The organism is Pseudomonas sp. PA27(2017), from assembly GCF_001945445.1.
Classification (GTDB): Bacteria; Pseudomonadota; Gammaproteobacteria; order Pseudomonadales; family Pseudomonadaceae; genus Aquipseudomonas.
This window is the reverse complement of record NZ_MSXW01000061.1, coordinates 397,649-411,450: the sequence shown is the minus strand read 5'-3', so window position 1 is coordinate 411,450 and position 13,802 is coordinate 397,649. Positions and strand designations below refer to the sequence as shown.

Annotated in this window: 12 protein-coding genes; 9 read left to right on the top strand and 3 right to left on the bottom strand. The window is 63.0% G+C overall.

All coding sequences use genetic code 11. The features are described from left to right. Positions 1–13 precede the first annotated feature (13 nt). The gene (locus tag BVH06_RS23470; RefSeq protein ID WP_075935646.1) at positions 14–1,261 is read right to left on the bottom strand and encodes a D-amino acid dehydrogenase; all 1,248 of its coding nucleotides are present in this window, start codon (positions 1,259–1,261) and stop codon (positions 14–16) included. Between the two features lie 115 nt (positions 1,262–1,376). Here BVH06_RS23470 and BVH06_RS23465 point away from each other — a divergent pair, with 115 nt between their 5' ends. Both BVH06_RS23465 and BVH06_RS23460 read left to right on the top strand, forming a co-directional pair. Next, the gene (locus BVH06_RS23465) at positions 1,377–2,270 is read left to right on the top strand and encodes a LysR family transcriptional regulator (protein WP_075935645.1); all 894 of its coding nucleotides are present in this window, start codon (positions 1,377–1,379) and stop codon (positions 2,268–2,270) included. A 323-nt stretch (positions 2,271–2,593) separates the two neighbouring features. After that, the gene (locus BVH06_RS23460; RefSeq protein WP_075928551.1) at positions 2,594–2,836 is read left to right on the top strand and encodes a DUF4282 domain-containing protein; all 243 of its coding nucleotides are present in this window, start codon (positions 2,594–2,596) and stop codon (positions 2,834–2,836) included. Positions 2,837–2,863: 27 nt separating this feature from the next. Here BVH06_RS23460 and BVH06_RS23455 read toward each other — a convergent pair whose 3' ends face one another. Together BVH06_RS23455 and BVH06_RS23450 are read right to left on the bottom strand one after the other, a co-directional pair. After that, positions 2,864–3,487 (bottom strand): 2-dehydro-3-deoxy-6-phosphogalactonate aldolase, encoded by a 624-nt coding sequence (locus BVH06_RS23455; protein ID WP_075928550.1) that lies wholly within the window; start codon positions 3,485–3,487, stop codon positions 2,864–2,866. Between the two features lie 59 nt (positions 3,488–3,546). Then, complete coding sequence (locus tag BVH06_RS23450) at positions 3,547–4,320, bottom strand: IclR family transcriptional regulator (RefSeq protein WP_075935644.1); 774 nt, start codon at positions 4,318–4,320, stop codon at positions 3,547–3,549. A gap of 161 nt (positions 4,321–4,481) precedes the next feature. On the opposite strand from BVH06_RS23450, the gene BVH06_RS23445 reads away from it, so the two are divergent. From BVH06_RS23445 to BVH06_RS23415, 7 genes are all read left to right on the top strand, one after another. After that, positions 4,482–4,757, top strand: a complete 276-nt coding sequence (locus BVH06_RS23445; RefSeq protein ID WP_075928548.1) for a hypothetical protein — start codon at positions 4,482–4,484, stop codon at positions 4,755–4,757. 79 nt (positions 4,758–4,836) lie between these two features. Next, positions 4,837–5,691, top strand: coding sequence for an ABC transporter substrate-binding protein (locus BVH06_RS23440; protein WP_075935643.1), 855 nt, complete (start codon positions 4,837–4,839; stop codon positions 5,689–5,691). Then, the gene (locus BVH06_RS23435) at positions 5,681–5,926 is read left to right on the top strand and encodes a TIGR02647 family protein (RefSeq protein ID WP_075935642.1); all 246 of its coding nucleotides are present in this window, start codon (positions 5,681–5,683) and stop codon (positions 5,924–5,926) included. Before BVH06_RS23440 ends, BVH06_RS23435 begins: the two co-directional genes overlap by 11 nt. 107 nt (positions 5,927–6,033) lie before the next feature. Then, positions 6,034–8,883, top strand: a complete 2,850-nt coding sequence (locus tag BVH06_RS23430) for a class I adenylate cyclase (protein WP_075935641.1) — start codon at positions 6,034–6,036, stop codon at positions 8,881–8,883. A 77-nt stretch (positions 8,884–8,960) separates the two neighbouring features. Continuing rightward, on the top strand, positions 8,961–9,476 hold the full coding sequence (locus BVH06_RS23425; protein ID WP_075929107.1) for a sigma-70 family RNA polymerase sigma factor: 516 nt from the start codon (positions 8,961–8,963) through the stop codon (positions 9,474–9,476). A gap of 90 nt (positions 9,477–9,566) precedes the next feature. Beyond that, the gene (locus BVH06_RS23420) at positions 9,567–10,547 is read left to right on the top strand and encodes a FecR domain-containing protein (RefSeq protein ID WP_075935640.1); all 981 of its coding nucleotides are present in this window, start codon (positions 9,567–9,569) and stop codon (positions 10,545–10,547) included. Between the two features lie 376 nt (positions 10,548–10,923). Further along, a complete protein-coding gene (locus tag BVH06_RS23415) occupies positions 10,924–13,794 on the top strand; it encodes a TonB-dependent receptor (protein ID WP_083652173.1) in 2,871 nt (956 codons plus the stop codon). Positions 13,795–13,802: the final 8 nt, after the last annotated feature.

The window sequence follows — 13,802 nt, the reverse complement described above, 5'->3', positions numbered from 1 at the left end:
GGGTGGACAAGGTTCAACCGGCACGCAGGCCGGTCAGGTCGATGGGGCTGGCTGCGCCGCCGATCAGCTCGGCGAGGATCTGTCCGCTGGCGCAGGCGAGGGTGAAACCCAGGCTGCCGTGGCCGACGTTGAGCCAGAAATTGTCGTAGGGTGTGGCGCCGAGCAACGGCGTACCGGTGGCGGTGGACGGGCGCTGGCCGGCCCACTCGCGCGCATCCGGGTAATGACCCGCGCGTGGGAATGTGTCCTGGCAATGGGCACGCAGGACGCGCATGCGCCGTGGGTCGATGCCGGCGTCGCGAGCGCCGATGTCGACCATGGCTGCCACGCGCAACTGACCGCCAAGGCGGGCGTAGACCATCTTGCGATCGAAGTCGGTCACGCTGATCCGAGGGCAGCCAGCGCCGTTGGCAGCAGGCAGCGACAGGCTGTAACCCTTCAGCGGGTACAGGCCCAGCTTGATGCCCAGCGGCGTGGCGATCGCCTGGCTGCCATTGCCGGCAGCGAGAATGATCTCGTCCGCCGCCAACGCCGACCCGCTGGCCAGGCTCAATGCCTTGATGCGCGAACCTTCGCGGTGGGTACCCGTGACCTGATCGTGCAGGCGCCGGTAATGGCCGCTGGCTTGCAGGCGTTGCTCCAGTACCTGGCAGAACAGGTAACAGTCGGCGGTCTCGTCGGAAACGCTGAAGATGCCGCCTGCCAGCTTGTCGGCCACATCGCCGAGCGCGGGCTCCAGCGCCAGGCACTCGTCGACCGACAGTGCCCGTTGCTCATCGCCTGAGGCGATCTTGCCAGCGGCAGCGGCGAAAGTGCTCGACGAGCGATAGACCACCAGCTTGCCGTTGCGCTTCCAGGCAAAGCCTTCAAGGCCATCCTGCTCTCGCCACTGCTGCAGCACCGCCTGGCTATAGAGCGCCAAGCGCAGTAAATGACCGCCATTGCGTCGATTCACCGAACGGCGGCAAGCAGCGAGGAAGCTCAGGCACCACTGCCACTGCTCGGACGACAGGCGAGGACGGAACTGTAGCGGTGCGCTGGCGCCCTGCAGCATCCAGGCAATGGCCTTGAGCGGCACGCCGGCGTCCGGCAGCGGTGACACATAGCGATAGCTGAGCTGGCCGCCATTGGCGAAGCTGGTTTCCAGGCCGGGCTGCGTCTGCCTCTCGACCAGGGTCACCTGATGCCCGGCCCGAACCAGCGCATAGGCACTGGCCATCCCGATAACGCCACCGCCGATGATGGCAACCTGCTTGGACATATCACAGCCTCGAACGATGAAACATGCCCGGACTGTAATGACGCGTGGCTGGCTGGAACCAATGAATAGATGACGCTAGGGTATTGCCTTTGGTTATGCAGCTGAAGGATGTGCCATGCGCCTGCGCCATATCGAAATCTTCCAGGCGATCCTGCAGACTGGATCGGTGACTGGCGCCGCCAGCCTGCTCAATGTCTCGCAGCCAGCAGCGAGTAAAGCGCTACAACACGCTGAAGCTCAGTTGGGTTTTGCCTTGTTCAAACGGGTACGTGGCCAATTGCTGCCGACCCCGGAAGCGCGCATTCTCGAACCCTCTACGGCGCGGGTATTCGAAGAGCTGCAACGTGCCCGACGCTTGGCCGGCGGGCTGCGCCAGCACAACGCGCGCAGCTTGCGGATTGCGGCCACGCCAAGCCTGGCCCAATCACTATTACCGAAGGTTATCCCTCGCTGGATGAAGCGCTTTCCTGGCGTGCCTTATGAATTGGCGACTCACCACACCCCCAAGCTTGTGGAAAACCTGCTGCTGCACGAGAGCGACCTCGCGTTGACACTGCAGGACCCCAAACACGCCGGCCTGAGCATGCGCCCCCTGGCAAAGGGACATATGGTGGTGATTGCGCCGCCTGAGCATTGGCCGACACACGAACTGAACGAGGCGCTGGACATCCAGGAACTGGGCGGCGAGCCGTTGCTGGCACTGGATACCCGTGACGCACTGGGCAGCTTGCTCGATCACCACCTGAGTGAGACGCCAAAACCACCCCAGGTGATCGCGCGCGTGCAGACCTGGTTGCTGGCACGCTCGCTGGTTGCTGAAGGAATGGGGCTGGCAGTGGTCGATCCGCTGACCGCCTATGGCCCGGGCCCGCTGATTCAGGTGCGCGCCTTGCGGCCAATGCTGCCGGTCAATTTGTGCGCGTTGACGCGTCCGGACCAAGGCACCAGCGACGTGCTGGACGGGTTACTGGAAGAGTTGGGCAACGAAGCAGCGAACTTGATGCGGTAAGGCTTGCTGGAAACCAGGTGCGCAGCACCGCTCATTATCACCCGCCACGCCGACACCGCATCGGGAACGGCTGCCATGCTGTATGCAGGCTGGGAAGCGATCCATGCGCGCTGCACATCGCCCGAGAAAATTTTCATCTGAGTAAAACACTACTCGGAATCGACTGCTACGCGCTGACGAGCGGACAGCTCTCGTCACCTCCTGCCAAGAGCATTTCGGACAACTGGCCGCCGCCCATGACGACTGCTACCCTGCGCCCGCCTGACGTCGCAGGCGGCGCAGGCGACCGGGCATTTGCCAACCCATGGACTGGAGTTAACCCCATGAAGAATCTGTTCTTCTTCGATGCGATGCTTACCCCGAAGATCATCACGTTCGTCTACTGGCTGATGCTGCTCAGCGTGGCAGTGAGCAGCCTGACGATGATGTTCGGCGCTTACGGCAGCTTCCTCGGCGGCCTGGGCACCCTGATCGGCGGTGTGATTGGCGCGCGGATCGGCTGCGAACTGATGATCGTGCTGTTCAAGATCCACGAGAACCTGCAGAAAATCGCCAACCGTTCCTGACCCCAGGCAAAAGGCAGGTGACTCGGCTCAGTGCTGGATCGCCTGCCAGGCTGCGACGAATGCGGCGGCATTGTCAGCTACCTCGCCAACGCCCATGCCCGGTTTGTACAGCGCCGAGCCCAGCCCGAAGCCGCTGGCGCCCGCTTGCACGTAGGCGGCCATGTTCGCCGGCGTGATACCGCCCACCGGCAACAACGCGACGTCCTTGGCGAACACCGCGCGCCATGCCTTGACGATCTGCGGGCTGAACTGCTCGGCCGGGAACAACTTGAGCACATCGGCGCCCGCCTCCAGCGCGGCGAACCCCTCACTTGGCGTGGCCACGCCCGGCGCACAGAACAGCCCGGCGCTCCGGCTCGCCTGGATCACCCGCGCGTTGCAGTTGGGCGACACCACCAGCCGCCCGCCCGCCTGCGCCACCGCAGCGACCTGCTCGGTGCTGAGCACGGTACCGGCACCGATCAGCGCGCGATCGCCCAGTTCAGCGGCCAGCAGGCCGATGCTGTGCAGCGGGTCGGGCGAGTTCAGCGGGATCTCGATCACCCGGAAGCCGGCTTCATGGAGCGCCAGCCCCACGGGGACGATTTCCTGGGGCGTCACCCCGCGCAGGATGGCGATCAGCGGTAGTTGCTGCAGGTACGAATCGGACATTGCAGGCCCTCCTCGGGGCGTGATGGCGCCAGAGCGACGATGATCGCCAGACGCGTTGTTCATGACGATCGCCAACCCAGCTCGGCCGAAATGGCCTGCGCGCAGGCGACCACCTCGGGACGCAAAGCCTGTAACCGAACCTCTGGCATGTAGGGCACGGCACTGGCAACGCTCAGGGCGGCAACGATCTGCCCATCGGCTTCGCGAATGGGCGCAGCGAGGCAGCGAATTCCCAGCTCGTTCTCCTCGAGATCGAAACTGCACCCGCCACGGGCATAGTCACGCATCTGCTCGCGGAAAGTTTCCCAGGGCAGCCCATCGTCGGGCTCACACCGCTGCCGATAGAGCGCCAGCCACTCGCTTTCCGGCAGGTCGAGCATCAGCGACTTGCCGATGCCGGTCAGCGCCAGCGGCATGCGCAGGCCAATACGCGAGCGCATTTCCAGGCCGCGGCTACCCGGTAGTTTGTCGATGTACAGCACCTCGGCGCCTTCACGCACGCCCAGGTGCACGGTGTCCTGGGTATGGCGCGCCAGTCGCTCGAGATGTGGCTGCGCGCGCTTGGCCAGCGGCATTTGCCCGCGTGCCTTGTAGCCCAGTTCGATGAGCCGGGAACCGAGCTGGTAGCCGCCGCTGCTGCCGCCCAGGGCGCGCAGGTAACCGGCCTGCACCAGTGCGGCGATCAGGCGGTGAGTGGTGCTGCGCGTACAGCCGATGGTCGAGCCGATGTCGGCCAGGCTGCTGGCACCCTGGGCGACGGCGTCGATGACGGCGAGACCGCGGAACAGCGCCTGGGCGCCTGCCGGCGCCTGTTTGTCGTAATGGTCGGACATGGGATTCTCCAGACAGCCGACTGTAGCCGCGCCACTGCTAATTCTCAATATGAGAAACGTGCTCCCATATTTCAGGAGTCATTGAAGCAAAGCGATTGTCGTGGTCAGCAACCGACCAGCCTGTCTACACTGGCGCTTTCTCCCGATACCAGGATCGCCCCATGAGCAGCGCCGACGAGCACGACGACGACACCTTCACCGAGAACACCCTGGTTCAGGCCATCGAGAATCAGCTGGAATCCGGCGAGCCGGCCTTCGCACAGGCGGTGCTGAACAAGCTGACCCTGACCGGCCATGAACGTGAGGAAAGCGTACAGATGATGGCCATGGTGCTGGCCCACGAAGTGGACGCCATGCTGCGTGACGACCGCCCCTTCGATGCCGAGAACTACGAGCGCCTGCTGCGCGCCCTGCCGACCTTGCCCGACGAAGCCTGAGGCGCCGCGACAGCCAACCGCCTTCTTTCCCGCCCAGGGCGCTACTATGGTTGCCCGAAGCCCCTGTGGATCAGCTTGGATGCGCCCTTCCACATCTCTCAGCCTGTGCCTGCTCCTGCTGCTCACCCTCAGCGCCGTCGCGCGGGCCGAGCAGGTGCTGCGCATTGGTGCCGAGGACGACTGGTATCCGTACACCGCCTACCGTGACGGCAGGATTCAGGGCATGTCGGTGGATATAGTCAAGGCGGCCTTCGCGGCCAGTGACACGCCTGTGGAGCTGGTGCCCTACCCGTATTCGCGCTGCATGCAGATGGCTCAGGAAGGCTTGCTGGCAGCCTGTTTCAACACCGCTCCGGATCAGCGAATCAGCGCCGACTACCTGATCCCCAAGGAACCGCTGTTCAGTGACGACATCCTGCTCTGGGCCCGTCGCGACGCGGCGCCGCTCGACGGCAAGCCGCAGGATCTTGCTGGCCGCAAGGTGGCCGTGACCATCGGCTACGAATACGGCGCCCGCCTGGACAGCGACCATCAAGTGATCCGCATTCCGGTGCGGCGCGACCTCAGCGGTTTTCTCATGCTGCAGCATGGCCGGGTGGACTTCGTGGCCGCCTACCGCGGCACCGCCCAGGCACTGTTTCGCGAGAACCCGCAACTGGAAGGCCAGTTCGTGGCGCTGGAGACCCTCCACAGCCCGACGCTCTACCTCAGCTTCTCGCGGCGCGACCCCGCGGCCGCCGACCTGCTGAAGCGCTTCGAACAAGGCATGCGCAGCCTGCGCAGCGATGGCAGCTACCAGAAGATCCTCGAGCGCTGGCAACACGCTCCGGCGAACTGTCGCCAGCTTGACTACACTTCGCCTGCGGGCCAGCCCCGCGCCCCACGGCCAACGCCGTGCACGACAACAACAGGCAGGAGTCACCATGGTCTTTAACGCCGATCTGGTCGCCGAACTGGAAATTCTTTTGCTGTTCAATCTGGATAACGGCCAGGAGGGCCTGAAGATTCACCACGATGCCGCATCCTCCGCGGTCGCCGCTGCCGGGCGCCTGCACGACAAAGGTTTGATTACCCTCCCCGATGGCGGCTATCTGACCCGACTGGGCCACGAAGCTGCCGAACACGCGCAAAGCCTGCGAACCATCCTCACCACCGCCAAAGCGCTCTGACCGTTTGACCACGCCTGCCGTCCGACGCGGCAGGCCCTCTCCCGACGGCCATTGCGAGTAGGCACTGCGCGCCTGTAGGCTTGCTCATCACCCGGCCGAGCCCAAGCATGACGCGCCACCTTCCCCTGCGACCCGACATCGATGACGGCATCGACCGCAAGGTGCTGACGCAGTTGCGCGCGCGCTTCATGCGCATCAACCACGGTCGCCAGCAGCGCGCCATGCAGGCCCTGTCGAGCCGCCAGCAACGGGTGCTGACGCTGTTGCCGCTGCTGTTTCACGTCAATCATCCGTTGCTGCCCGGTTACGTCTCGGCGCAAACGCCGGCCGGGCTGGCCGGCTTCGAACCCTCGGCCGAGCTGCTGGCCGAAGCCCAGCGCCTGACCCGCTCCTTCGCCTACAAGCCGGCGCGCGCCCCGGCACCCACGCCCATCCACGGCCTTTTCCTGATGGGCAGCCTGGGTACCGTGGCCCAGGCCGAGCAGAGCGACATGGACCTGTGGGTCTGCCACGCCGGCGATCTCGACGCGGGCGCCCGCGAAGCGCTGCAACGCAAATGCGACCTGTTGCAGAGCTGGGCGGCCAGCCAGGGCACCGAGGCGCACTTCTTTTTGATCGACCCCGAGCGCTTTCGCAGCGGCGCCCGTGAGGCACGACTGACCTCGGACGACTGCGGCACCACCCAGCATTTCCTGCTCCTCGACGAGTTCTACCGCACGGCGATCTGGCTGGGCGGACGCATGCCGCTGTGGTGGCTGGTGCCGGCCAACGACGAGCATCGCTACGCCCATGTGACCGAAGCCTTGCTGAGCAAGCGCTTCATCCGCGCCGAGGACGTGCTCGACCTCGGCCACCTGGCCCACGTGCCGGCCGGTGAGTTTCTCGGCGCCGGTATGTGGCAGCTGTTCAAGGGCATCGAGTCGCCCTACAAGTCGGCGCTCAAGTTACTGCTCACCGAGGTGTACGCCAGCGAGCATCCCCAGGTGCGCTGCCTGTCGCTGCGCTTCAAGCAGTCGGTCTACGACGGCCTGCTCGACCTCGACGAGCTGGACCCCTACGTGCTGATCTACCGCCGCCTGGAGGAATACCTGCAGGCGCGCGGCGAGACCGAGCGCCTGGAACTGGTCAGGCGTTGCCTGTACCTGAAGGTCAACAAGAAGATCAGCAAGCCGCCGCGCCACCGCGAAAAGAGCTGGCAGCGCCTGCTCCTCGAGCGGCTGACCGGCGAGTGGGGCTGGGGCGAGCGCCAGCTGATCCTGCTCGACAGCCGCAGCCAGTGGAAGGTCCGCCAGGTCGTCGCCGAACGCCAGGCGCTGGTCAACGAGCTCAACTTCAGCTATCGCTTCCTATCGATGTTCGCGCGCAATCGCCCCGATGGCGTGGCGGCCGACAGCCGCGACCTGGCCGTGCTGGGCCGGCGCCTTTACGCCGCCTTCGAACGCCGGGCGGGCAAGGTGGAGTTCATCAACCCGGGCATCGCCCCGGACCTGGGTGAAGATACCCTGACCCTGGTGCATAACCCCACGCCCAAGGGCGAGCGCTGGGCGCTTTACAACGGCAGCCTGGGCGCCCAGGAGTGGCACGATTTCGCGCCATTGCGCCAGGCCCGTAGCCTGGTCGAACTGCTCGCCTGGAGCCACCGCAATGGCGTGATCGACAGCGGTACGCATCTGTCGCTGCACCCGGGCGACAGCGATCTCACCGAGTTCGAACTCAGCCAGTTGCTCGGCTGCCTGGCCCAGGCCCTGCCGATGCCGCTGACGAGTGTGAGCGAGGCGGCCCTGGCGCGACCGCGCAGGCCTGTCGAGGAATTGCTGCTGGTCAACGTCGGCATCGACCCGCTCAAGCAGCACAGCCAGATGAACGTGCACATGACCAGCGAGCGCACCGATCCGCTGGGCTATTCGGGCGTGCGCGACAACCTGGTGCTGACCCTGGATCGCATCACCCTCAACAGCTGGAACGAGCTGCTGGTCGAACGTTACGAAGGCGCCACCGCACTGCTCGACTGCCTGAGCGACGTGCTCAATGCACGCCCCGCTCGCGGTGAGCGAGCGGGCCTGCGCGTGTTCTGCTATTGCCGCAACCGCGCCGCGACCATCGTCGAGCGCATCGAGGGCCTTCTGGACGAGCTGATCGACCGCCTCGACGGCGGCGAGCGGCCGCGCTACCTGCTGCAGATCGCCCGCCGCTACCACCTGCTCGACCTGTCACCCGGCAACGTCCGGCATAGCACGCTGGAGGATCTGCCCGCGCTGCTCGAACACCTCGCCCAGGATCGCGCCGAGTACAGCCCGCTGCGCCTGGATCGCAACGCGCTGGAAGGCGACGATCTGGCGCTGATTCTCGAAGCCGGACGCCCGGCGTGCATCCAAGTGTTCTACCGCCTGCACGAAACGGAAGGCCTGGCACAGATCAGCGTGCTCGACGAATGCGGCGCGCTGTGGCGCAGCCAGGCGCCATTTCATAACGAAACCAGCCTGCTCACGCCGCTGCACCGCTTCCTGCAATCGCTGCTGTACCGGCGCGACGCCGCCCAGGCCCTCGAAGCCCCACAACAACCGCTGGAAATCCTCTACAACCAACTGCTGCCGGCCGCCCCGCTGCGAGCGCAGCGCCTGGAGCCAAGGCCGGCGCCGCTGAGCGAAGCCAGCCTGCCGTTCTATGACGTTCAGGCCATCGTCGAGCCGGGCAACGGTCCGCGTGCCTACATCAGCCTGTTCTGCAACCATCGGGAGTTTTCCGAACTCGAACACGGCGAGCAGCTGTTCGCCAACGTGGCCCGGCACATCCTCGCCCAGCGCAGCGAGCAGCAACCGTATCCGTGCTATATCACCGACCTCGACCTTTCCGCGCTACTCGGCGACCGGCAGCCATCGGTGGTTCATTACCTGCGCTACAAGGCCAGCCTCGAGGAAGCGCTGAACGGCGCATTGAGCGCACCCAGACCTTATTGATAACAATTCTCATAATGAGCTACCATGCTCGCTCGCTGTAGCACGTCCGCTGTGCACGGCTTGCGGCAGTGCCAATCGTGCCTTCGACACCCAATCCCAAACTCGACCTGTACCTCGTCCATCGGCTCGCCTTGGTGGACTACGCTGCCTCGCTGCTCAGTTGTCGCGCCCAGGCCGAAGACGTCGTGCAGGAAGCCTGGCTGCGCTTCAGCAGCCGTGACAGCGTCGACGCCGTGATCGAGCAGCCAGTCGGCTATCTCTACCGGATCGTCCGTAACCTGGCATTCGACCTGAGCCGCCGCGACGCCACCGAGCGACGCCAACCCGATGGCGATGACTTGCTCGAGACGCTCTCCGACGACAAGCCAGGGCCCGAGCAGCAAGCCAGCACCAGCGCCGAACTGCGTATCGTCAACGCCGCTCTGGCAGAGCTGGCGCCCCGGGTGCAGCGCGCTTTCGAGATGCATCGGCTGGAAGGCCACACCCTGCAGCACATCGCCGCCACCCTGAACATTTCCGTCGGCCTGGCCCACCAGTTGGTGCACCAGGCGTTATGTCATTGCGCCGACCGCCTGGAGCAGGCCAATGGCTGATCTGAAAATCTGCGCGGCTGAACCGTCCTTTGCTCGTAGGGGCACGTGTGTGCGACCCTTGCCCACCTTTCAGGACGATCCGAAACGACCATGACCGGCAACCTCACCCACACCGCACTGGACTGGCTGCTACGCATCCAGCAGAGCCCCGAGGATGCCGCGCTGCGTACCGAGCTGGCCGCCTGGCTGGCCATCGACAGCCGCCATGTGGAGGCCTACCGCAAGGCCCAGCGGGTCTGGCAGCTGACCGGCATGGCCCAGGCAGCGACAAGCGCGCCGGCCATCGAACGCCCCCGCGCAACGGCCGCCGAGCTCGCGGCAGCAGCGGCTCCCGCTGTGCGCCCGCATCGCCCACGCCGACGTCGCTGGCCAGCCCTGTTGGCGGGCTCGCTGGCCGCCTGTTTGCTGATCCTGATGACCCCCGACGCCTACCTGCGCTACCAGAGCGATTACCGCACCGGCCTTGGCCAGCAGCGCAGCATCGAACTGGACGATGGCAGCCGCGTACGGCTCGACAGCCGTTCGGCGATCGCCGTGGCGTTCGACGGCAACCGCCGCGAGGTGCGCCTGCTCAGCGGCCAGGCGTTCTTCGAGGTAACCCCGGACAAGAGCCGCCCCTTCACGGTCGACGCGGACGGCCTGCAGATCACCGTCACCGGCACCGCGTTCAACGTGGCCATGCGGCCCAGCCAGTTGGCCGTCGCCGTGCAGCACGGCTCAGTGCGTGTGGCCGAGGGCAGCGAGACCTTGGCCGAAGCACTGCACGCAGGCGATCGGCTACAGTGGCGCGGCAGCGGCAAGGTGGTGCGCGATACGCTCCCGGTCAGCCAGATAGCCGCCTGGCAGCAAGGCCGACTGGTGGTGCGCGACGCCCGCATCGCCGAGGTGCTCGACGAGTTGCGTCCTTACCTGCCTGGCAAGCTGGCGCTGCGCGACGCTGAGCTGGGCGACAGGCGCGTCACCGGCGTCTACGATCTGCGCAATCCGGATGCCGCCCTGCGCGCCGTCATCCAGCCCTACCAAGGGCGAGTCAGCACCTGGACGGCCTGGCTGCGAGTCGTCGACCGCTAGGGTCTGTTCCCGTTTCACGCACAGCCGCGCCGGAGCCAGTTTTTGCGCGATGCAAGGGCCGCGCCCGCTCCCGGCGCGCTTGCGGCATTTCCCACATCCATGTGGGTCACACAGATGCGCGGTTTGGCAGGCCAAATGAGCCATCGAGTAACGCCGCATCGCGCAAAAACCGGCCCGGCCCTTCGGGTGGGGCCGCCTAGGTTGCGCGGGAAATGACCCTAGCCCTGAGCCGCTTTCGAGCGGCTTTTTCTGATCTCGAAAAAATAATTCGAATTTCTCTGAAAATTTTCAGCACCGGTACGTCATTGCCTCGAACACGAATCGATACGGATTCGTATTAGCTTTCAGCTGGGCCTCTGGCCCGTTCGGGGAAGGTATGAACAAGCAGTCGCATCCCGCCATACACGCCAGGACACTGGGCAAAGCCATCAGCCTGGGCCTGCTCGGCCTGTGCAGCGCGCTGCCAATCGGCGTCAGCACGGCCATGGCGCAAGACGCCTCCAGCGCGTTATTGCAGCAACAGCATACCTTCGACGTTCCCGCCCAGCCCCTGGCCGACGCCCTGATCGCCTTCGCCCAGCAGAGCGGCCTGCAAGTCAGCGCCGACCAGCAGTTGGTCGGCCACCTGCGCAGCAAGGCGATCAAAGGACAGATGAGCAGTGAGCAGGCGCTGTCGCGCTTGCTGGAAGGCAGCGACATCGGTTGGGACTATCAGCAGGAACTGCTGACGTTCTTTCAGGTGGCCAGCCAGCAGGATGTGATGGAGCTGGGTAATACCGTGGTGCTCGGCCAAGCAGACAGCCCATTCCAAGGCTCGGAGGTGATCGATCGGCGTGCGATCGAAAATTTCGCCGGTGCGAATGGCGATATGACCAGCCTACTGAAGATGCACCCAAGCGTGCGCTTCGACACCACCCAGCAAAGCTCGCGCACACCGGGCGAACTGAACCCGGCAGATATCAGTATCAACGGCGCTAAGTATTATCAGAACAACTTCATGGTTGATGGCATCAGCGTCAATAACGACCTTGATCCAGGCTCCAGTAACGCCACGCGGGGCAATGTCGAAGGTATCTACAACCTTCCCAGCAACTCGTTCGGTATCGCCATCGATGCAGACCTCCTCGAAGAGGTAAGGGTTTTTGACAGCAACGTATCGGCACGCTATGGCGGTTTCAATGGCGGTGTGATCGACGCGATCACACGCCGACCGACAGAGGAGTTCCACGGTAAAGTCTCGCTGGGCATGAGTAAGTCCGACTGGACCAGCTATCACATCAACGGCGATGAAGAAGCCTTCCAGTACTCCAGTACTTATTTGAATCAGCCAGAGTTTAAGAAGCTCACCAAAAGATTGGTACTGGAGGGCCATGTAACGGAAAACTTCGGACTGATTGGTAATTTCGTAGAGAAAACCTCGGACATTCCGCTTTATGCGTATAGCGACGGATTCACCAGCCAGGGAGACCGGCAGAAAAAGACCCAGACGCGAGAAATAGACAATTATATGCTCAAGGGTTTCTGGACACCCAACGAGCGACTGGATGTGAAGTTCACGCTGCTTGATGCTCCCCAAGCCGGCACTTATTTTAGAAGCAACACTAAGAACTCGGAATTTACCATCAAGCAGGGCGGACACATGGCCGCGCTGGAGGCTGTCTGGCAAGGGGATTTGGCCACCTACACCCACAAACTGTCTTACAACTACTCACAAACCTCGAGAGATGCAGAAAGTCAGATACTCAAGCAATGGCGTTGGTCTGATCAAAAGAACTGGGGCCCCGCCGTAACCAGTACAGAAGGCAGTATTGGCGATTTGCAGCAGGAACAGACGGGTGCCAGATACAGCTTTATGGCAGAGCTGTTGCCAATCATGTTTTTCAATACCGAACACAAGCTGGTAGCCGGGCTGGAACTGGATTATCAAAAAGCTCGCTATGAAAACCCCAGCGACTCATGGACAGCCACTACACCTCGCCTGCTCACGGAAAACGGCACGACAAGCGCAGCTAATGCAACCTGCCAGACAACCAGCGGGAGGCTGGATAGCGAGTATTGTTCGATAGGCTACAACCGCAACAATCAATTAGAGCGACAGTACTTTGGCTCTCTCAATTATTACCGTGCGGGAGAAATAGAGCTTGCAGAGACAGCTCTGGCTTTGTTTATCGAGGACGAAATACGCATCAACCGACTCAGCCTACGCCCTGGCCTGCGTTTCGATGCCGACGACTACATGGACAAAAAGACGCTGGCTCCACGCTTCGCGTTGGCCTACGACCTATTCGGCGACCAGAGCACCGTATTTCACGGTGGCCTGAATCGGTACTACGGGCGCAACTTATTCAAGTATCGCCTGGCGGATGGCCGTGAATCGCTTAGAGCCAATCAGACCAGACGGCGAGTCGACACTAACGCCATCCCAGAGTTTGGCCCGCTCAATAATTATGGTGTCGATGAAAACTCATTCCGCCAGATTGACATGCCGTATGACGACGAATGGATGGTTGGGCTCAGTCAACTAATCGGAAACGTCAAATTTGATCTCAAGTATGTCAATCGCGAAGGCAAGAATCAGGTTGTACGCAGTCGCTCGGATCTCCTCGGTTTGAATAACGGCAACGGTGTAGATGAAATCGTTCGCTACTACACCTACACCAATGCTGGCAAGAGCAGAAGCAAGACCGTTACGTTGACAATCACTCCAGAAGATAAAATCAACATAGCCGGCACCTTCACGCAGATGCAGGCCGCCTTTGACTGGAACCAAAGCTATAGCAGCTACCCGGACTACGATAGCCTGTTCAATCAGGATCGCCTCAACGATGAGGATGTTTACTTCGATGGGAAACTAGTTCCGTACAGTGAATTGCCAGCTGACAACTTCAATCGCCCCTGGACTGCACGCCTCAATACCATCACGGCTATTCCGGCCCTGAACCTTACCGTCAGCAATCTATTTCGTTACAGAGGCCCCTACGAACAGCGCTACAGCGGTTCGCCTTCAACCGTGATCATAAACGGCAGCAGCTACCAGAATTACCAGGTGAAACGTGTTGCCGGAGCACCTACCTGGGATATGAAGGTGACCTGGACCCTACCTACATTTAAAGATCAGTCAATGTACGTGTCCGCCGATATCACGAACGTGCTGGACAAGGTCAACAGCATCGTCAACGAGGACGGCGGAGCCGTCAGCTATGAAGTCGGCCGCCAATACTGGCTCGAAGTCGGCTACCAATTCTAAGAAGGCAC

Bases quoted from the DNA above. Each gene is read 5' to 3' on its own strand.
- BVH06_RS23470 (WP_075935646.1), bottom strand. From the start codon at position 1,261: ATGTCCAAGCAGGTTGCCATCATCGGCGGTGGCGTTATCGGGATGGCC.
- BVH06_RS23465 (WP_075935645.1), top strand. From the start codon at position 1,377: ATGCGCCTGCGCCATATCGAAATCTTCCAGGCGATCCTGCAGACTGGA.
- BVH06_RS23460 (WP_075928551.1), top strand. From the start codon at position 2,594: ATGAAGAATCTGTTCTTCTTCGATGCGATGCTTACCCCGAAGATCATC.
- BVH06_RS23455 (WP_075928550.1), bottom strand. From the start codon at position 3,487: ATGTCCGATTCGTACCTGCAGCAACTACCGCTGATCGCCATCCTGCGC.
- BVH06_RS23450 (WP_075935644.1), bottom strand. From the start codon at position 4,320: ATGTCCGACCATTACGACAAACAGGCGCCGGCAGGCGCCCAGGCGCTG.
- BVH06_RS23445 (WP_075928548.1), top strand. From the start codon at position 4,482: ATGAGCAGCGCCGACGAGCACGACGACGACACCTTCACCGAGAACACC.
- BVH06_RS23440 (WP_075935643.1), top strand. From the start codon at position 4,837: ATGCGCCCTTCCACATCTCTCAGCCTGTGCCTGCTCCTGCTGCTCACC.
- BVH06_RS23435 (WP_075935642.1), top strand. From the start codon at position 5,681: ATGGTCTTTAACGCCGATCTGGTCGCCGAACTGGAAATTCTTTTGCTG.
- BVH06_RS23430 (WP_075935641.1), top strand. From the start codon at position 6,034: ATGACGCGCCACCTTCCCCTGCGACCCGACATCGATGACGGCATCGAC.
- BVH06_RS23420 (WP_075935640.1), top strand. From the start codon at position 9,567: ATGACCGGCAACCTCACCCACACCGCACTGGACTGGCTGCTACGCATC.
- BVH06_RS23415 (WP_083652173.1), top strand. From the start codon at position 10,924: ATGAACAAGCAGTCGCATCCCGCCATACACGCCAGGACACTGGGCAAA.